At 41.6% G+C, this 20186-nt stretch carries 17 protein-coding genes; 11 read left to right on the forward strand and 6 right to left on the reverse strand.

Going from position 1 to position 20186, the window contains the following annotated elements; genetic code table 11:
• Positions 1–6: 6 nt before the first annotated feature.
• From POD11_RS01730 to POD11_RS01745, 4 genes are all read left to right on the forward strand, one after another.
• Entirely contained in the window at positions 7–960 is a 954-nt protein-coding gene (locus tag POD11_RS01730) for a formylglycine-generating enzyme family protein (protein WP_262456281.1), read from the forward strand.
• Between the two features lie 12 nt (positions 961–972).
• On the forward strand, positions 973–2160 hold the full coding sequence (locus POD11_RS01735; RefSeq protein ID WP_262456095.1) for an OprD family porin: 1188 nt from the start codon (positions 973–975) through the stop codon (positions 2158–2160).
• Positions 2161–2392: 232 nt separating this feature from the next.
• On the forward strand, positions 2393–3469 hold the full coding sequence (locus POD11_RS01740; RefSeq protein WP_262456097.1) for an aromatic ring-hydroxylating dioxygenase subunit alpha: 1077 nt from the start codon (positions 2393–2395) through the stop codon (positions 3467–3469).
• A gap of 12 nt (positions 3470–3481) precedes the next feature.
• Entirely contained in the window at positions 3482–4426 is a 945-nt protein-coding gene (locus tag POD11_RS01745) for a PDR/VanB family oxidoreductase (protein ID WP_262456098.1), read from the forward strand.
• A 41-nt stretch (positions 4427–4467) separates the two neighbouring features.
• Here the strand turns inward: POD11_RS01745 and POD11_RS01750 are convergent, their stop codons facing one another.
• From POD11_RS01750 to mhpT, 3 genes are all read right to left on the reverse strand, one after another.
• Positions 4468–5160 carry a GntR family transcriptional regulator gene (locus POD11_RS01750; protein ID WP_080947713.1) on the reverse strand — a complete coding sequence of 231 codons (693 nt, stop codon included), beginning with the start codon at positions 5158–5160 and terminating at the stop codon, positions 4468–4470.
• Positions 5161–5283: 123 nt separating this feature from the next.
• Positions 5284–5739, reverse strand: coding sequence for a MarR family winged helix-turn-helix transcriptional regulator (locus POD11_RS01755; RefSeq protein WP_262456099.1), 456 nt, complete (start codon positions 5737–5739; stop codon positions 5284–5286).
• Positions 5740–5808: 69 nt separating this feature from the next.
• Positions 5809–7041, reverse strand: a complete 1233-nt coding sequence (gene mhpT / locus POD11_RS01760) for a 3-(3-hydroxy-phenyl)propionate transporter MhpT (protein ID WP_262456100.1) — start codon at positions 7039–7041, stop codon at positions 5809–5811.
• Between the two features lie 249 nt (positions 7042–7290).
• On the opposite strand from mhpT, the gene POD11_RS01765 reads away from it, so the two are divergent.
• The 7 genes from POD11_RS01765 to POD11_RS01795 all read left to right on the forward strand — a co-directional run bounded on the left by POD11_RS01765 (position 7291) and on the right by POD11_RS01795 (position 16385).
• Entirely contained in the window at positions 7291–8130 is an 840-nt protein-coding gene (locus tag POD11_RS01765) for a p-hydroxycinnamoyl CoA hydratase/lyase (RefSeq protein WP_171067916.1), read from the forward strand.
• 37 nt (positions 8131–8167) lie between these two features.
• Positions 8168–9619: an aldehyde dehydrogenase gene (locus tag POD11_RS01770; RefSeq protein ID WP_262456101.1), complete on the forward strand. Its 1452-nt coding sequence runs from the start codon at positions 8168–8170 to the stop codon at positions 9617–9619.
• A gap of 82 nt (positions 9620–9701) precedes the next feature.
• The gene (locus POD11_RS01775; protein WP_262456103.1) at positions 9702–11588 is read left to right on the forward strand and encodes a feruloyl-CoA synthase; all 1887 of its coding nucleotides are present in this window, start codon (positions 9702–9704) and stop codon (positions 11586–11588) included.
• Positions 11589–11663: 75 nt separating this feature from the next.
• Complete coding sequence (locus POD11_RS01780) at positions 11664–12803, forward strand: acyl-CoA dehydrogenase family protein (RefSeq protein ID WP_262456104.1); 1140 nt, start codon at positions 11664–11666, stop codon at positions 12801–12803.
• 83 nt (positions 12804–12886) lie between these two features.
• Complete coding sequence (locus POD11_RS01785; RefSeq protein WP_262456106.1) at positions 12887–14137, forward strand: OprD family porin; 1251 nt, start codon at positions 12887–12889, stop codon at positions 14135–14137.
• A gap of 79 nt (positions 14138–14216) precedes the next feature.
• Positions 14217–14606, forward strand: coding sequence for a PaaI family thioesterase (locus tag POD11_RS01790; protein WP_262456107.1), 390 nt, complete (start codon positions 14217–14219; stop codon positions 14604–14606).
• A gap of 33 nt (positions 14607–14639) precedes the next feature.
• Positions 14640–16385 (forward strand): tannase/feruloyl esterase family alpha/beta hydrolase, encoded by a 1746-nt coding sequence (locus POD11_RS01795; protein ID WP_262456108.1) that lies wholly within the window; start codon positions 14640–14642, stop codon positions 16383–16385.
• A gap of 67 nt (positions 16386–16452) precedes the next feature.
• On the opposite strand, the gene POD11_RS01800 is transcribed toward POD11_RS01795, so the two are convergent.
• The 3 genes from POD11_RS01800 to kdgD all read right to left on the reverse strand — a co-directional run bounded on the left by POD11_RS01800 (position 16453) and on the right by kdgD (position 19936).
• The gene (locus tag POD11_RS01800; RefSeq protein ID WP_005042034.1) at positions 16453–17166 is read right to left on the reverse strand and encodes a FadR/GntR family transcriptional regulator; all 714 of its coding nucleotides are present in this window, start codon (positions 17164–17166) and stop codon (positions 16453–16455) included.
• A gap of 241 nt (positions 17167–17407) precedes the next feature.
• Positions 17408–18994 (reverse strand): aldehyde dehydrogenase (NADP(+)), encoded by a 1587-nt coding sequence (locus tag POD11_RS01805; RefSeq protein WP_262456109.1) that lies wholly within the window; start codon positions 18992–18994, stop codon positions 17408–17410.
• A 30-nt stretch (positions 18995–19024) separates the two neighbouring features.
• Complete coding sequence (gene kdgD, locus POD11_RS01810) at positions 19025–19936, reverse strand: 5-dehydro-4-deoxyglucarate dehydratase (protein ID WP_016141809.1); 912 nt, start codon at positions 19934–19936, stop codon at positions 19025–19027.
• Positions 19937–20186 lie beyond the last annotated feature (250 nt).

Raw genomic sequence — 20186 nt, forward strand, 5'->3', positions numbered from 1 at the left:
ATCATGATGCTTTCATCGTTCCTCTTACTTTGTGCATGCCAAAAAACCACACCTCAACTAGAACAGACCACCTTGCCCGACTTAGGTACTCAAGCTAAATGTTCTTCTTATTCAGGCCTTCCTTCGGGTTGGCCTAAAAATAAAGAAGCCGGTATGGTCAAACTTCCGCAAGGAAAAATTGTTTTAGGCACCACACAAGGTTATGAAGATGAACGCCCATTAAACTTACAGGCAACTTCAGTTTCCGCGTTTTTAATCGATGCAACTGAAGTCACCAATGCTCAATTTCAAGAATTTGTTAAGCAAACGGGTTATGTCACCGATGCAGAAAAGCAAGGTGGTGCAGCTATGTTTGTACAGCCAGATCATCCAGTTGAAGAGCTACAATGGTGGCGATTTGAAAAAGGCGCCAATTGGAAACACCCATGGGGTTTAAACACCCCAAAACAACCCGCGCCACACGAGCCCGTTCGCATGGTGACATGGAATGATGCCTATGCTTATGCAAACTGGCTAGGTCACGACTTACCGACCGAGCTTGAGTGGGAATATGCAGCCAAAGGTTTTCAGCAAAATTCCGATATTGGCCCTACTCATGAAGGCCATATTGTAGCCAACTTCTGGCAAGGTGAATTTCCATACAAAAATGTTCAGGAAGATGGTTTTAAGGATATTGCCCCTGTTGGCTGTTTTAGTAAAAACCCGTTTGGGTTATATGACTTGATTGGCAACGTATGGGAATGGACGCAAACACCTTATACAGGTCCAAGAGATCACCATATGGGAGATCCATCAAAGCATCGGCAAAGTCACGAACAGATTTTGCAATACACGATTAAAGGTGGGTCTTATTTATGCGCGACCAATTATTGCGCGCGTTATCGTGCTGCCGCGAGGCATCCACAGGAACTCGACCTTGCAACTAGCCATGTCGGATTTAGAACAGTAAAACGCTTTTAAACGGATTTTAAAATGAAGCATATTTTTATTTATGGGATTCTCTTCTCAGGGACAGCTTTTGCCTGCTGTTTAGTTCATAGTGAAGCAGATGTTAATTTTCAAAATACACTCACACTCAAAACATTCAATTTCGACAGACAATATGAAAATGGGGCCAGCCCCGATACTCATAGCCTGAGCCAAGGCTTGATCTATCGTGGCGACTGGACAACAAAACTTAATGAGGTTCAGGTACACCTCAACCCAAGCATTCAATATGCATATCGCCTAAGTAGCGACCAACACACCAATGATATGGTCATACCCTTTGACCCTAATACCAAGAAACAAGCACAAGACCAAATTAAATATGGCTTAGGTGCTGGAGTTGAATATCAAAACTTTCGCATAAATGTAGGTGAAATCACTCCCGATTCACCACTTACTCCACAAGTCGACACACATCAATTACGAGTGAACTACAAAGGCTTAGAATTAAAATATAAAACACCACAACAAAATTTCGAGCTGGGTTTGATTAATCGTTATTCATCCAAAAATGAAGAGGACTACCACAAACTCGCCATATCAAAACATGAATCTGACGGGCTTTACTTTTTTCAGTGGGATAGCAAAACACCTCGGTACCATTGGAAATTTTATAATGGTTACTTAACAGATCTCATCAATCAAAGTTACTTCGCTTTTGATTACCAATGGACAAAGCAGCACACCACAAAATTACGTGTGTTTCGCCACGACGATATCGGCAAATCAAAGCTTGGTGAATATGACAATACATCTGTAGGGGCCATGCATTTCATTAAACATGGAAACTTTACAACTGGAATTGGCTATCAAGAAAACTTTGGTAAAGATGGTATTCCAAAACTCGACAATATGCCCATTCCTCATATGGTGAACTGGACCTTAGGCGCGTTTACCAAAGCAGATGAAAAGTCTTATCATTTCGTTGCTTCGTATGACTTTAAAGATTACATCAAGGGTCTAAAAGTGACCTATAAATATATTTATGGCGACTCTTTTCAAACCATGAATCAAAATGATTTTGAGCAAGAAAATGATGTGTTGATTCAGTATGATCTCAATGCTTGGATTAAAAATCTTAAGTTTCTTTTCTTAAATATTAACTACGACACCAAACACGGCAAAAGTTTGGATGAACAGCGCATGATGCTTCACTACACGATTAATTTCTAAATCTTTACACTCCCATAATGGCTTAACCAAAGCCATTATGGATCCAAACAAAACCAATAAAAATTTCGCTCTAAAATTCCAAAGAATAGCAGAAGTCCTTAACAATACTTAAAAATATACAAATTAACCAATTTTAAAGAACAATATTTTTGAATAAATATACTGCTTATCAATTGACCAATATTTTTATTTGTTATAAATTGGATCCAATAAGTGATAAGGAGTCGTCACAATGTTTATTAAAAATGCTTGGTATGTTGCCTGCCGCCCAGAAGAAATCCAAGACAAACTACTAGGTCGCACCATTTGTGGTGAAAAAATCGTTTTTTATCGTGGCAAAGAAAACCAAGTTGCAGCTGTTGAAGATTTTTGTCCGCATCGTGGTGCCCCACTCTCACTTGGCTATGTCGAAGATGGCAACCTTGTCTGTGGTTATCATGGCTTAGTCATGGGTTGTGACGGAAAGACCGTTTCAATGCCAGCTCAACGTGTAAATGGTTTTCCTTGCAATAAATCATATGCAGTTATTGAAAAATTCGGTTTTATTTGGATATGGCCAGGCGAGAAAGCTTTAGCAGATGAAGCAAAACTTCCAACTTTAGAATGGGCAGATCATCCCGAATGGAGCTATGGCGGAGGCCTGTTCCACATTCACTGTGACTATCGCTTGATGGTCGATAATCTGATGGATTTAACCCACGAGACCTATGTTCACTCAAGCAGCATCGGACAAAAAGAAATTGATGAATCATTACCAGTCACTAAAGTTGATGGTGACCATGTGATTACCGAACGCTATATGGAAAATGTGATCGCACCTCCATTTTGGCAAATGGCCCTTCGTGGTAACCACTTAGCAGATGATGTACCAGTTGACCGTTGGCAACGTTGTCACTTCTTTGCACCAAGCAATGTGCATATTGAAGTAGGTGTAGCGCATGCTGGACATGGTGGTTATTACGCACCAAAAGACAAAAAAGTTTCCTCAATCGTGGTCGATTTTATTACACCGGAAACTGAAACATCACATTGGTATTTCTGGGGAATGGCACGTAACTTCCAACCTGATAATGCTGAACTCACCAATCAAATTCGTGAAGGCCAAGGCAAAATCTTTACTGAAGATTTAGAAATGCTGGAGCAACAGCAGCAAAATATTTTAAACAATCCACATCGCAAGTTACTCATGCTCAACATCGACGCAGGCGGTGTGCAGTCTCGTAAAGTGATTGAGCGACTACTTGCCGAAGAAAATAAAACACCTCCTGAAACATCCGCACAGAAGTTTCCAAACATTCGGATTATTTAAAGGAGCATAAACATGGACGTTATTATTCAAAAAATTCACCAGCTCACCCCGACTATTCGTGCATTTGAATTGGTTGCAGCAAATGGCACAGAGCTACCGAGTTTTGAAGCAGGTGCGCATATTGATGTGCACCTAAAAAACGGTCTAATCCGTCAATATTCACTTTCAAACTGCTGCACTGAAAAGCATCGCTATGTCATTGGTGTTTTACATGATGCCAATTCACGCGGTGGGTCACGTTGCATCCACACTGAATATCGTGAAGGCGATCATTTAAAAATTAGTGAACCACGCAATTTATTTGAGATTCACTCTCAAACCAAACAGGCAGTCTTATTTGCAGGTGGTATTGGTATTACTCCTATTTTGTCGATGGCATATCGACTTAAGTCGGCCAATATTCCTTTCGAATTGCACTACTTTGTTCGTAGTCATGAAATGATTGCTTTCTATGGCAACTTAACCGAGCACTTTGGTGAGCAAGTCCAGTTTCACATTCAAGACCAACCAGACACTGAATGTAATATGGCAGAGGTTTTGGGCCAAGCTTCACCTGATAAACACTTATATGTGTGTGGACCTACAGGATTTATGCAGTTTGTCATGAACTCAGCCGAACAAGCAGGTTGGCATAGCGAACAGTTACATCAAGAGCATTTTGTCGCGCAAAAAGTAGATACGTCTAACGATGAAGCTTTTACTATTGAAGTAAAAAGTACAGGCCGTCGAATTGAAGTATTACCAGAGCAGACTGCTACTGAAGCATTAATTGCAAATGGTTTTGACATTCCTGTTTCATGTGAACAAGGCATTTGCGGCACATGTATTACCCGCGTTGTAGAAGGCACGCCTGATCATCGAGATCTATTTATGACCGATGAAGAACATGCTTTGAACGACCAATTTACACCCTGCTGTTCTCGTGCAAAAACTAAACATCTTGTGATTGAGCTTTAACTTGAAAGTTCCTTTATTCAAAAAATAAAGGAACTTTCAAGTTAAGCACTGAGAACATTTCTGAGCGTTTCACCCAAAATCACTACACTACTGTGCTCACGCATTAAGGTTTCAGCACGCCCTGCCTGACGATGTACCAACGCATCGAAAATCGAACAATGCTGTAAATGTGCGTAGTGCAAACGGCGATATTCCGACAAAGCTTGATTCTGGTCATAGGTAATGGCTTGGGCAGAAGCCATAGGCAATTGGTTGTTTTTCGCTAAGGCTTGTATAAGTGCGACGTTTTGCGCGCCTTCAATAATGGTGTCATGAAAAATGACGTTAAAATGGTGATAACGTTCTAGTTCAGCATCACCAAACTCGTCTTTTTCATTAAAAAGTTTTTCAGTTTCCTGAATGCAATGTTGTAGCGTCTTTTTCTGCTCTTCGCTTAAGCCTTGTTCTGCCAAAGTTTTCGCAGCCAACCCTTCCAGCACCCCGCGTACTTCGAGCGCATCATGAACAAGTTGTTCTGAAATTTCACGAACCGTGTAACCACGAGTTGGGTTTTTGATGAGGAGCCCTTCTTGCTCGAGCAAGCGAAAGGCTATCCGAACAGGCTGCCTTGAAACCCCAAGTAACTCGGCAGTCGGAATTTCGGCAATTCTGGCACCGCCTTCAAGTTCCCCTGAAATAATCATTTTTCTTAGTTTTAGTAAAACTTGTTGTCCTGAAGACATTCGTTGCCACACATCACCAAAAACGTCACTTCGATGCTAGCAAGTTCATTTGTAAAATGAAATAAATTTTCTGTTTGAATCAGTGCTTAAGTATTTCTATTGAGTTTAAGAAATTAAACTACACACTACACTCGATTAAAGGTTTTTAAGATTATTCACCATAATATCGAGATTATTACGAATTAAATAAGCCAAGTTAATATCAATGCCTTCAAGCATTTTTTCTTCGACTTTTAAAACCACTTCATTGCATTTATTGAGCTTATCAACACCGCTGTCAGTCAGTGTAATTAAAATACGGCGACCATGGGTTGGGTCAGGTTTTTTCTCAATCCAACCATTCACCAGTAAATCTTGCAGAATTTTATTAGCAGATTGCGGCTTTATAAAAGAACGCTCAGCAAGCTTGGCATTGGATAAATTACTTTTTGAAGCTAAAACAGAAAGTGCAGTAAATTGCGGTAAGGTAATTTCAAGCTCTTTTAAATGTTCTGATAAATGTTTACTAATAATTCGATCAACGCGAGCAATCATATAGCTTAACTTAGGCTCATCTTCTACTTTTTTTGGAACTAAATTCGAACGTACCATAACCTTTCATTCATCATAAGAAAATCTGTAGTGAAAGTATGAGGATCTACCCCATACTTTCGTTAAAACTTAGCGAGCACCTGAGCTTTGTACTAAATGTACAGGCTGTTTAGGTTTTTTGACAAGAAGTAATGCAGAGATCGCTGCAATTAAAATCACTGGAATACTTGAACCAATCACGATGGTCGAGCTTTGTCCAAGCGAGAGTAAAAAACCAGCCATTAAAGGACCTGCAAAGGAACCTATACGTCCAATTGCAACTGCTGAACCGACTCCTGTTCCACGCATTTCAGTCGGATAATACATGGCAGCCAGACCATACAACGCAGATTGTCCACCCACAATAAACAGACCACAACCTACTGCTGAAAGTGCAAGTAAAGCTACTGTCGGAGAAACTGCCAAACAGCACAGCGAAAATAAAATACCGAGGTAAATCAGCTTAATCACAAAACTCATGCGTAATTTATCAAGCAATACCCCCATGAGAATCGAACCTAAAATTCCGCCAACGTTGTAGCCCATCTGTACATAGTTTGCCTGTAGTTTCGATAGACCTTGCGCACCCATCAGTAACGGCAACCAATTCAATAAGAAATACAGTACCACCAACGTACAGAAAAAGCTTATCCAAAGCTGAATGGTCGACATACGGCGTTCTTTAGCAAATAAAACATCCAAGAATGGTGTCGTTTTTTGTGCTTGAACTTTACGTTGCAGATAGTCATTTGACTCAGGTAAAAAGCGCATAATCAGGGGAATGAGTAAAATAGGTGCAATCCCACCAATATAGAAAATATGGCGCCACTCTGCATCACCTGCCAACGACATAGCAACCACAGAAGTGAGTAATCCACCAAAAGGAATTCCGCTATACATAATACTTACTGCTGTCCCTTTGTGCTGGTCAGGCACAGCTTCAGAGGCAAGTGTAATCATCATTGGAAGTGCCCCGCCCATTCCTAAACCGGTACAAAAACGGATGAGCAGTAATAGGCTGAAATTGGCCGCATAGGCGGTCAGTAAAGACATAATTCCAAAAAGTAAGATACTAAAAATCAGAATTTTCTTACGCCCGACAATATCAGCAAACCGACCGCCCAATATTGCACCTGGCAGTGTTCCTAAAATAGCAGCACTAAATGCCCACGCCATTTGAGCATTGTCTAACATAAACTCAGCCCGCATTCGTGGAGCGGCTACCCCCATTGATTGAAGATCAAACCCTTCAAAAATTGCTATGGCAAAGCACAGTAGCAATGTGATTTTTGCCCTTGAAGGCTGTCCTGATATTTTTTCCATTGTGTTGTCCTTTATTGACTAGTCGTTCCATTTAGCCCTTTGTGTATTGTTGTTTAAACACACCAAAAAATATCAGTTAAACTTACTAAAAAATCAACACATTTTTATATTAAATTATTATAAAACTTATTTAATATTTAAAATACAATGAATTATAAAATATTTATGAAATTTTATAAAAAAGACTTGAATGTAAGTTTAACTGATATTAGATTAAATCCCAGAACAGCAAAAAATCATTCAAGGAGTATGAAGATGAGTTATGAAAACCGCTGGGAAACAGTAGATGTTAAAGTTGAAGAAGGAATCGCATGGGTCACTCTAAACCGCCCAGAAAAGAAAAATGCCATGAGCCCGACACTCAATCGTGAAATGATTGATGTGCTCGAAACGCTTGAGCTTGATCAAGAGGCGCGTGTTTTAGTATTGACGGGTGCTGGCGATTCTTGGACAGCGGGTATGGATTTGAAGGAATATTTCCGTGAAGTCGACACTCAACCAGAGATTTTCCAAGAACGTATTCGCCGTGATTCATGTCGCTGGCAGTGGCAACTTCTTCGCATGTATTCAAAACCAACGATTGCCATGGTCAACGGCTGGTGCTTTGGAGGCGGTTTCTCACCTTTAGTGGCGTGTGACCTCGCAATTGCAGCAGATGAAGCAACTTTTGGTTTATCTGAAATTAACTGGGGTATTCCTCCTGGCAACCTCGTAAGCAAAGCAATGGCAGACACTGTAGGTCATCGTGCATCTTTGTACTACATCATGACGGGTAAAACCTTTGGTGGTAAAGAAGCAGAAACGATGGGCCTTGTGAATAAAAGCGTACCACTTGAACAGCTAAAAGCAGAAGTGACTGAACTTGCAAATTGTCTACTTGAGAAAAACCCTGTGGTTCTTCGTACCGCTAAAAATGGCTTTAAGCGTTGCCGTGAACTGACATGGGACCAAAACGAAGATTACTTATATGCCAAACTCGATCAATGTATCCACCGAGATACTGAAAATGGTCGCCAAGAAGGTTTGAAACAATTCTTAGATGAAAAATCAATTAAACCGGGTTTACAGAGCTATAAACGTACTGGTTAACTTTTGATTCTTTAATGGCAATGTAAGGACGCAACCCATGCAAAATGTACAGTTACTTATTCACGGTCAATCTGTTGATGCATCAAATCAGGCAACTTTTGAGCGTATTAGCCCTATTGATGGATCAGTGGCCACTAAAGCCGCTGCTGCAACATTGGAAGATGTTGATCGTGCAATCGATTCGGCACAACAGGCTTTTAAGGTTTGGTCCAAGCTCTCGCCTACCGAACGTCGCTTACGCTTATTAAAAGCAGCCGATTTAATGGATCAAAAGACCGAGCAATTCATTCAAACTGGAATGCAAGAAACAGGTTCAACTGCGACATGGTATGGGTTTAATGTTCATCTTGCTGCCAACATGTTACGTGAAGCAGCAGCCATGACTACACAAATTGACGGAAGCCTCATTCCGTCAGATGTGCCGGGCAATCTCGCAATGGGCGTGCGAGTTCCTTGTGGTGTCATTGTTGGCATTGCGCCTTGGAACGCTCCTGTCATTTTGGCAACACGTGCGCTTGCTATGTCTTTGGCTTGTGGAAACACAGTGGTATTAAAAGCATCGGAAGCCTGCCCAGCAACACACCGTCTCATTGGTGAAGTGTTACATGAAGCAGGTCTTGGCGAAGGTGTAGTAAATGTGATTACCCATGCCGCCGAAGATGCCCCACAAATCGTGGAACGTTTAGTGTCTCATCCAGCCGTGAAACGCATTAATTTTACCGGTTCAACCAAAGTCGGAAAAATTATTGCAGAGACTGCTGCAAAATATTTAAAACCAGTTTTACTCGAATTGGGTGGTAAAGCGCCAGTTGTGGTTTTAAATGAAGCTGATATTAATGAAGCCGTAAATGCTGTGGCTTTTGGAGCATTCTTTAATCAGGGGCAAATTTGTATGTCGACCGAACGTGTTTTGGTTCAAGACAATATTGCCGACCAATTTATTGAAAAACTGATTGAGAAAACCCGCTCTATTCAAGCAGGTAATCCAACTTCAAAAGACAATGTACTCGGTGTTTTAGAAAGTCGCCGCGCCGCAAACCGTATTCAGCATTTGCTGGAAGATGCTCAAAACAAAGGTGCTGACTTACCTTTAGGTATCCATATTGAAAACACCACCATGCAACCGACGTTGGTGCTGAATATTAAACCTGACATGCTGCTTTACCGTGAAGAATCATTTGGCCCTGTATGCACAGTTCAACGCTTTTCAAGTATTGAAGAAGGTGTAGCACTGGCAAATGACAGTGAGTTCGGCCTTTCTGCGGCAGTGTTTAGCCAAAATATTTCGCAGGCATTAGAAGTCGCTAAACAGATTGATTCGGGTATTTGTCATATTAACGGCGCAACCGTACATGACGAAGCTCAAATGCCATTTGGTGGAACAAAATCGAGTGGTTATGGACGATTTGGTAGTAAAGTCTCTGTTGCCGAATTTACCGAACTACGCTGGATCACCATCCAAACCCAATCACGTCATTACCCGATTTAGTCAGGCTAATGCGAATAACGACATATTAAATAAAAATTGCATGATGCAAAAAAATAAAGCGCAGTGATGCGCTTCCCATGGAGTGAAAGAAATGCAAATGAATGCCACTCAATCACAAGACCGCGAACGGTTCGTAAAATTAGGGCAACATGATATTCATTATCACCATAAAGATGACACGCTCTATATCAGCCCAAAAGAGCAATTAAAACCGTATCCACAAAAACTGACAGATCGGTTAATTCATTTTGCGCAAACCAAACCAGACCATATTTTTGCAGCAAAACGCAATGCTCAAGGTGAATGGGTCAAACTAAGTTATGCAGAAGTTTTACAACGTGCATGGCACATTGCTCAGGCTTTACATGAACGTAATTTAAGCCAAGAAAGACCTCTGGTCATTTTAAGTGGTAATGATCTCGAACATTTAACTCTCTCTATGGGTGCGATGCTGGCAGGTGTGCCTTTCTCTGCTATTTCCCCCGCCTATTCTCTTATTTCTCAAGACTTTGGCAAACTCAAACATGTGTTTGAAGTGCTTACACCGGGTATGGTCTATGCCAGCGATGGACAAGCTTTTGCCAAAGCCATTCAAGCATCTATGGCACCTGATATTGAAGTGGTGACCAATAAAGGAATTGTAGGCGATCAGATCTGCACGTCTTTTCAGTCGCTATTAGATACGCCAGTTTCAAATGTTCAAGAGTTTTATCAAACCCTTGATGAAAACCAGATTGCTAAATTCTTATTTACATCAGGTTCAACCAAATTGCCTAAAGCTGTGCCAACAACGCACTTAATGTTGTGTGTTAATCAGCAAATGCTACTACAGACTTTCCCTGAGTTTGAAGAAACGCCACCTGTCCTACTGGACTGGCTGTCTTGGCATCACACATTTGGCGGCAGTCACAATGTCGGCATCGCACTCTATAACGGCGGTACGATTTACATTGATGATGGTAAACCCGTTGCAGGAAAATTTGACGAAACCATTCGTAATCTCAAAGAAATTTCTCCAACTGTTTATTTAAATGTGCCAAAAGGTTGGGAAGAACTCACCGAAGCCTTAGAAAAAGATGAAGAATTAAGAGACCGCTTTTTTGCCAAAGTTAAAATTTTATTCTTTGCAGGTGCAGCGCTTTCAGAAGCAGGCTGGAACCGACTCGATAAAATTGCTCAGCAACATTGTGGAGAAAAAATCCGCATTATGAGCGGCTTAGGCATGACTGAAACTGCTCCCTCTTGTGCTTTTACCACTGGCCCACGTGTGATGGCTGGCTTTATTGGTTACCCTGCTCCGGGGTGTGAAATTAAGCTGGTTCCATGTGGCGACAAACTTGAGTTCTGTGTTCGCGGCAAACATGTCATGAAAGGCTATTGGCGCTTAAAGGCAGACCAACAAAGTACTGTGTTTGATGATGAAGGCTTTTTTCATACAGGCGATGCGGTGCGTTTAGTCGATGTCAATGATCCAACCAAAGGACTGATGTACGACGGACGAATTGCCGAAGACTTTAAACTTAACACGGGTACTTTTGTGAATGTCGGCACACTACGCAACAAAGTACTGATTCAAGGTAATTTACTGGTTCAAGATGTTTGTATTACCGGTTCAAACCTAAATGCTGTCGGTTTTTTGATTTTTCCAAAACTTGAGGCGTGTGCTCAATATGCAGGCCTTAAGCTTGGCGAGCATTCTGCAACAGAGATATTACAGCACCCCAACGTCCAGCAGTGGTTCCGCCAATTTTTAACGAATTTTAATAAAGATGCGACTGGTAGTTCAAATACAGTCTCAATGCTTTATTTAATGACAGAACCACCTCAACTCGATGCAGGCGAAGTGACCGATAAAGGCAACCTCAATCAAAGCAATATTACCAAGCGTCGAGCCGCTTTAATTGATGAGCTTTATCAAAAGCAAACTGATAATCCGCTCATTATCCGAGTGCCCACCTTAAAGCAATAAACAATTGAAATAAAAAAAGGAAGCTCAAACTTCGGTTTGGGCCTTAGCCTCACTTTTGCCTAAAAAAGGTTCAACATGCCATACGATACAGAATTTGAACTATTTCGGGACAGCTATCGCAGGTTCTTAAAAGAACAGGTTGCTCCTTACTATGAACAATGGGAACACGACGGCCTCATCCCACGTAATCTATGGCTTCGTCTTGGGGAAAATGGCTTTTTGTGTGTTGATGTGCCTGAGGAATATGGCGGCTATGGCGCTCCTGTTCATTACTCGCTCATGCTGGTTCAAGAAACTGCTCAAGCGGGCTTTGCGTCTCTGGCTGTTGCCATTGGTGGGCAAAATGAGTTGGTCTCTCCTTACCTGCAAAATATTGGAACTGAAGAGCAAAAACGTTATTGGTTACCAAAAATGGTGACAGGTGAAGTCGTCACTGCAATTGCCATGACCGAGGCCAATGCGGGTTCAGACTTACAAGCCATACGCACTCAAGCGATTTTCGAAAATGACCACTACCGTATTAATGGGTCAAAAACTTTTATTTCAAATGGTTTGCATGCTGACCTGATTGTTTTGGTGGCAAAAACCGATCCACAAGCCAAAGCAAAAGGTATTTCGATTTTACTAGTCGATGCCGCTTTAGACGGCGTTAAAAAAGGTCGTTCATTACAAAAAATCGGACTACATGCCCAAGATACAGCCGAACTATTTTTTGATGATGTTTGTGTGTCTGCAACTCAGCGTTTGGGTGAAGAAGGACAAGGCTTTGCTTATTTAATGCAAGAATTACCTCGCGAACGTTTAAGTATTTCCATGATGGCTTTGGGGTCCATTTGGGGGGCTATTGAAATAACTAAAGACTATGTACTAGAGCGCAAAGCTTTTGGACAACCTTTAAGCCAAATGCAAAACACGCGCTTTGTTCTCGCAAACGCGCAAATTAAAGCAAAAGCCGCTCAAGCTTTTGTAGACCAATGTGCAGCACTGTATCAACAACACCTGTTAAGCGTGACTCAGGTTGCCGCATTGAAATGTTTTATTACCGAGGTCCAATGTGAAGTGATTGACCAATTACTCCAGCTTTTTGGTGGCTACGGTTACATGCAGGAATACCCAATCTCACGCTTTTTTGTGGATGCACGGGTACAAAAAATCTATGGGGGAACCAATGAAATTATGAAAGAAATCGTGGCCCGAGAACTGCTCGGAAAATAATTCGATTTAAAAACCAAATAAGGCAGACACAACAACTATGCCTTAGTTGAAAACAAAAAAATGTTATTTCAGGAAGAAATGCGATGTCGAAATTATGGATGTACTCTACCCTTATGCTCTCTGGTTCAGTGTGGGCTGGCAATTTTATTGATAACAGCTCAGTAGAACTCACCACGCGAAATTTCTATTTTGACCGCGACTACCAAGAGCAATCTGCTTACCCTGCTGCCAAGGACTGGACACAAGGGTTTATTCTTAAAGCCAATTCAGGCTATACCGAAGGGACTATCGGTTTTGGGTTGGATGTGCTTGCAACGGCAGGCTTTAAACTCGATGCCGATGCCGAGCACGGAGGTACAGGAAACTTACCTAGAGACACCCGCACCAACGAACCTGCTGACTCTTACGGAGAAATTGGCGTTACAGCAAAAGCCAAAATGAGCCAGACGGAGCTACGCATTGGTACGCTCGTGCCCATGAACCCTGTTTTAGTGGCGTCACCTGCTCGTTTGCTTCCTCAAACCTATCGAGGCATTTCACTGACCAGTAAAGATATTAAAGATTTTGATTTACAGGCAGCCTATCTCGATAAAGTGAATCATCGTGATTCGACCAACTATGAAAAAATTAAAATTTCTGGGGTGAATGGACGATTTAAAGGCGCCGAAACTGATGGGCTTTATTATTTAGGTGGAAACTATCAGTTTAATCCCGCACTCAAACTCACCGCTTTTTACATGGATGTTGATGATCTTTATAACCAAACCATGGTCGGTGCATTACACCAACACAAAATTAATGACACCACCAACTTTAGCTCACAACTACGTTACTACCGCAGCCGAGATGACGGACAAGCAAAAGCAGGCTTAGTCGATAATGATCTTTATCATGCGCATTTCGAACTTAAACATCAAAACCATAAATTTATTTTTGGAACCTTCCAACATCATGGCGACACCGCGTTTCCGTATTTAACAGGAGGTGAAACTGGGCTTCTCATTGACACGTGGCCGGGTGAGTTTTTAAACCCAAAAGAAAAAGCCTATAGCTTCCGCTATGAATACGACTTTAAAGATTATGTACCGGGTTTACGTTTCATGACTCGTTACACCACAGGTCACAACATTTATGCACCCAACTTAGGCGGAACCAATTTAAAAGAACGCGAAACAGACTTTGATTTAGGCTACACCGTTCAAAGTGGCTGGTTAAAAAATCTAGGGTTACGCGCGCGTTATGCCATCTATGACAACAACATGCTCTCTACAGCCAACATCAAACCTGTAAATGAAACCCGTATCAATATCGACTACACATGGAAATTTAAATAATTCAAAAAACAGAGGTTCTATCACACATAGAACCTCTTTTTATTTCGGGAAATAAATAATTCAGCATGGACCCTTCACTATGGACCCAAAAATTTTAGAACATTTACCACCCATCCATCACCATTTGGGTGGACACAATATTTATTGGAATAAAGAAAATACTGAACTCACCATCCACTACACAGCGCTAGAAAGCTTTACCAATCCACGCGGCACCGTTGAAGGCGGCATGATCTGCGCCATGCTTGACGACGTAATGGGGCTTTTTGCATATCTCGCCAATGACCGTAAACCAGCCACCACCATCAACTTAACAATGGATTTTTTAAGGCCCTGTGCTGTGGGCGAAGTCATTACAAAATGCCGATTCATTAAACAAGGCAAAACCGTACTGAATCTCGAAAGTGAAGCTTGGCAAAACAACAAAATGATTGCACGAAGTACAGCTAATTTTTTGGTTTTAGATTAATTACAAACATTCATTCAATAAGGATATGAATAAATGAATTACACCAACAAAAAACGTTTTTGGACCCAATCAACCTTATTACTTGCCGTTGCAGCAGTACTGGTGGGCTGTGGTAATGACAATGACAGTACAACATCATCACCAGCCCTCCCCAAGCTTACTCCTGCTGTTGGCGTAAAAATGACAGGAAGCTGTTCAGACTTACTCGGCTTTCAATACAACAATACCGTCATTAGCTCAGCTACTCTTCAAGAAGCAGGCACTTTGACTGTCGCCAACAAACCGATTAGCGCTCATTGTTTAGTCAAAGGCTATATGGAACAACGTGTAAGCCCAGTCGATGGACAAACCTACCAAATTGGTTTTGAAATGCGCTTACCTGTTGATTGGAACGGCCGTTTTCTCTATCAAGGCAATGGTGGAACCGATGGTAACTTAGTGCCTGCAACGGGTCAGGTTGGTAGCGGTGGTCCACTCACCAATGCCCTGCATGATGGTTTTGCGGTTATTTCTTCCGATGCCGGACATAATGCTTCACAAAATCCAATGTTCGGTTTAGACCCTCAAGCCAGAATTAACTACGGCTACGGAGCAATTACCAAACTCACGCCTATGGCAAAAAACCTAATTAAAGCCGCATATGGTAAATTGCCAGACCGCTCTTATGCAGGCGGTACATCGAACGGCGGCCGTCATGCCATGATTGCAGCAACTCGTTTGGGCGACCAATATGATGGAATTTTAGCAAGTACACCGGGTTTTCATTTACCTCGTGCAGCCGCGGCTCAACTCTACACAGCGCAGCAGCTTCGTCGTGTCGCAATAGATGAAAATGACCTAAGTACCGCGCTTACCCTCTCGGAACGTAAAGTTTTAGCAAAAGCGATTTTAGATCGATGCGATGCTTTAGATGGTGTTGCAGATGGCTTGGTTCAAGATGTCGAGGCTTGCCGTACAGCTTTTGATATTCACAAAGATGTACCCGTTTGCTCAAGCACAAGAGATGGCACTTGTTTAAGTACCGAACAAATTGATGTATTAGCCAACATTTACCGCGGCCCTGTAAATTCGGCTGGACAAGCGCTCTATGCAACCCAGCCTTTCGACCCCGGTTTAGTCGGCAGTAACTGGGCAAGCTGGAAATTTGAATCTTCGGTGGGAACAGCGCGTGACCCAGTTGCTGTTGGTATTCTTTTTCAGGTTCCGCCCGACCCAATTGTGGCTCAAAACTCTAGACAATTTGCCTTTAATTTTAACTTTGATACCGACTATCCAAAACTCTCGGCAACCAATGATGTCTATACCGAAAGTTCCATGTCATTCATGATGCCACCCGATGAATTGAATCTGGATAAACTCCGTAATCACGGCGGAAAAATGATTGTGGTACAAGGCACAGCAGACGGTGTTTTCTCTGTAGATGACACCCAAAATTGGTACGATCAACTACTCCAACACTATAAAAATGATGCAAAAGGTACAGCGCCTGAATTTGCACGTTTCTTTAGAGTCCCGGGCATGAACCATACCCGTGATGGCATTGCGACCGACCAATTTGACGCATTGACTGCTTTAGTCAACTGGGTGGAATATGGCCAAGCACCTGACAAAATCATTGCAACCGCACGCGGCGCAGGTAATCCAAGTGGTCAAGTGAATACCGAGCTTCCACCAGACTGGGCGCCTGATCGTACTCGCCCACTTTGCCCTTACCCACTGATTGCCCGTTACAATGGTCAAGGTGATAGCGAAAAAGCTGAAAACTTTAGCTGTAAATAACACACCCAATAAAATTAAAAGAGAGCTTAAATAAGCTCTCTTTTTTATCTTAGTCTTAGCTCAAGCTTTACTGCTTAAACTTTTTAATACTTTTAGATAGATGAGCTCGCATCATTTGTCGAGCCAACAAACCATCCTGATCGACAATTGCGTTATAAATATTGACATGATCATGGTGAACCGCTTTTAAATATTCTTCACGGTTTTCGGGACTTTGCTCAATCGATTTTAAGCGTGCACGCGGAATAATTTTTTCACCCAGATACTTTAAAAAATCAACGAAATATTGATTTTCAGAAGCTTCAGCAATGGCAATATGAAAATCATAATCAGCTTTTACTGTGCCATCATTTGCATCTGATGAAATATGACGTTCAAAATCTTCAAGTGCAGCTTTCATTTTATCGATGTGGATTTGCTTACGGCGCTCAGAGGCTAAAAAAACAGCTTCAGACTCAAGGCTAATCCGAAGCTCAAGTAAAGAAACAATATCGTTAATGGTTTCTAAACTGGCATTAGACAGCAAAAAATTCTGTTCAACCGTCTGCTCTTTTACAAAAGTACCAATCCCGTGACGAGTCTCGACAAACCCTAAAGAACGCAATTCAGTGATTGCTTCACGAATAACAGAACGGCTTACTTCAAAAGTTTCAATTAATTCAAGTTCGGTCGGAATTTTCTCTCCGACTTGGAAGTCTCCAGACTGAATTTTTTCGATCAGTTGTTCTACAATAATCTGGCTTAGTTTTTTTGTTGATCTAGGTTTAATTGCGCTAGACATAATCTGAAGAACTCATGAAATGTTGAAAAAATTAGAAAATTCATTTTACTATAAACTTAGACGATAGTCATATTCGGTTTTTATACCTCTAAGTTATTAAAATCAAAATATTTTATCTCCCTTATCAAACCCTCACACATATTTAAAAAGTAAGCAACTTATGCTTCTGTTGATATTTAATAATGCGTTGAATAAGTTAAAAAATATGCAGCCCAATAGCTTTAATTGAGCCGCACAACTTTTAAATTTGAACCTGACTTAACTGTCCATTGACCAGACGAGTAATCTGTAGTGGATTACTATCTTTTAATGCATCGGGTAATAAAACTTGTGGTGTATTTTGGAAGCATACCGGACGCAAGAAGCGCTCAATTGCTCCCGTACCTACTGAAGTTCCGCGTGCATCACTCGTTGCAGGGAAAGGACCACCATGTACCATGGCATCAGACACTTCAACTCCAGTCGGAAAGCCATTAAACAATACACGGCCAGCTTTTCCGGTTAGCAAATGAAGAAGCTCGCCTGCTTCGGACAGCTCATTTTCATCACCAATAATGGTTGCCGTAAGCTGTCCACCTAAAGCCTCAATTCCTTTTAATAAAGTCGCTTCATCCTCTACGCCAATCACAATCGACATTGGCCCGAAAACTTCATGTTGTAGTTTTGGATTGCCTGACAGTAAAACAGATTGGTCCGCTTTAAATAGATGTGCTTTTGCTTGAGAAACTAGCTCGGCCTCTTGACCTGTCGCAATAACTTCAAAACCAGCTTCGCTGTTTAGAGCATAAATACCTTGACGGTAGCTTTTTAAAGTTCCTTCATTCAGCATGACCTGAGGCACAGCTTTTTGCGTGCTTTCAGCTAAAGCTGCTACGAAACTGTCAAATTCAGGACCTTGTATGCCTAAAATTAACCCGGGTTTTGTACAGAACTGACCACATCCCATATTAAACGAGGCAACCGTGTCCTGAGCGATTTGTTCACCACGAGAACTCAGCGCTTGAGATAAAACCACTACAGGGTTCACACTCGACATTTCAGCAAAGAATGGAATTGGCTGAGGACGACTCTGCGCAAGGTTATAAAGCGCCATTCCACCCTCAAGAGAACCTGTAAATCCAGCTGCTTGAATGAGTGGATGTTCCACCAAGTTTGCGCCAATACGGCCGCCAAAAATCATATTGAATGTGCCTTTAGGCATATCGCAAACTTCGATTGCTTTTTCAATGGCTTCTGCAACAAGCTCGGCAGTTGCCATATGGCCAGAGTGTGCTTTAAAAACAACCGGACAGCCTGCTGCTAAAGCAGCTACGGTATCACCGCCTGCAGTTGAAAATGCAAGTGGGAAATTACTTGCGCCAAACACAGCAACCGGTCCTACTCCAACTTTATATTGACGCAAATCAACACGTGGCAAAGGCTTACGTTCTGGCAATGCCACATCAATACGAGCACCGTAAAAATCGCCACGACGTAAAAGTTCAGCAAACAGTCGAAGCTGACCAGTAACACGGCCTGTCTCTCCTTGAAGACGAGCAAGTGGCAAGCCTGTTTCAAGTGAAGCGACTTCTTGCAGGTTCGCACCTAATGCTTCAATTTGGCGAGCAATTTCTTCAAGAAAAGAGGCCCGTTGCTCTTGAGAAGTTTGGCTATAAACTAAAAAAGCCTTATGAGCGGCTTGAGCAGCTTGATCCACTTCTTCAAGTGTTGCCTGACTAAATACATAGCCTGTTGGCTGATAGTCTTTTGCTGCTACACTTTCTAACGCTGGCGCATTTGCAGCAACGCGTTGACCATTAATAAACTGCCGACCGTTATTTTTACTCATTTTAAAGCTCCAATACCTAAACAGTTAAAATTATTGCGGACCAAGTGTCGCAATGAGCGCAGCCAAATCTTCATAGTCTGCTTGGGTTAAATCACTTAATGGAGGACGTACTGGACCTGCATCGTGCCCAACAATTTTGGCACCTGCTTTAATCATACTTACCGCATAACCAGATTTACGGTCGCGAATTTTAATCAGTGGCAAGAAGAAATCTTTAATTAAACGATTGGTTGTTTCAAAGTCATCACTACGAAGCGCGTTATAAAACTCCATTGCAGTCTTTGGAATAAAGTTAAATACAGCTGATGAATAAACTGGGCAACCTAAGGCTTTATATGGCGCTGCAAAAACTTCTGCTGTTGGTAAACCACCTAAATACGACAAACGGTCACCCATAGTCTGAGTCACTGCCGTCATCATATCGATTTGACCAGAGCTGTCTTTAAAGCCGATTAAGTTCGGGCACATCTCGGCTAACTTTTGGATTGAATCGAGATTTAATCTTGAAACGCTACGGTTATAAAAAATTACGCCAAAATCTACTGAGTTACATACTTGCTTAACGTGTTCGATCAAACCTTCTTGGCTTGCTTCAGTTAAGTAATGCGGCATTAACAAAATACCGTGTGCACCTAAACGCTCTGCTTCTTTTGCCTGTTCAATCGCCTGACGTGTCGGACCACCTGCCCCAGCAATAATCGGTACACTACCTTTACAAGTATCGACCGCAGTTTTAATCACATCAGAGTATTCATTTCCAGTTAACGAGAAAAACTCGCCTGTACCACCCGCAGCAAATAATGCGCTTGCACCATAAGGCGCTAGCCATTCAAGACGTTTTGCATAAGAAGATTTATTAAAGTCCCCATTTTGGTCAAAGTCAGTAACCGGAAAAGAAAGAAGGCCATCAGAAACAATGTTTTTTAACTCAAGAGCATCCATTAGAAAATATCCATACATGTTTATGTTGTCAGACATCTTACATCATAAATTTTATTTTAATCAATATATTTTTCCTCTGAAAAATTAAATTTTTTAAAAAGATTAAAGTTCATTACCCAAAATGATTTAACCTATTGTTTTATAAAATATAGTTAAAATTCTTTATTTTAGGACTAATCGTTAGACATAAAAAAAGCTGCCCATATGGACAGCAAAGCATTAAGAAAACTCAAAAAGCGAATTTTTCAAA

The sequence above is a fragment of the Acinetobacter sp. P1(2023) genome, from assembly GCF_028367635.1.
GTDB lineage: Bacteria > Pseudomonadota > Gammaproteobacteria > Pseudomonadales > Moraxellaceae > Acinetobacter > Acinetobacter pittii_E.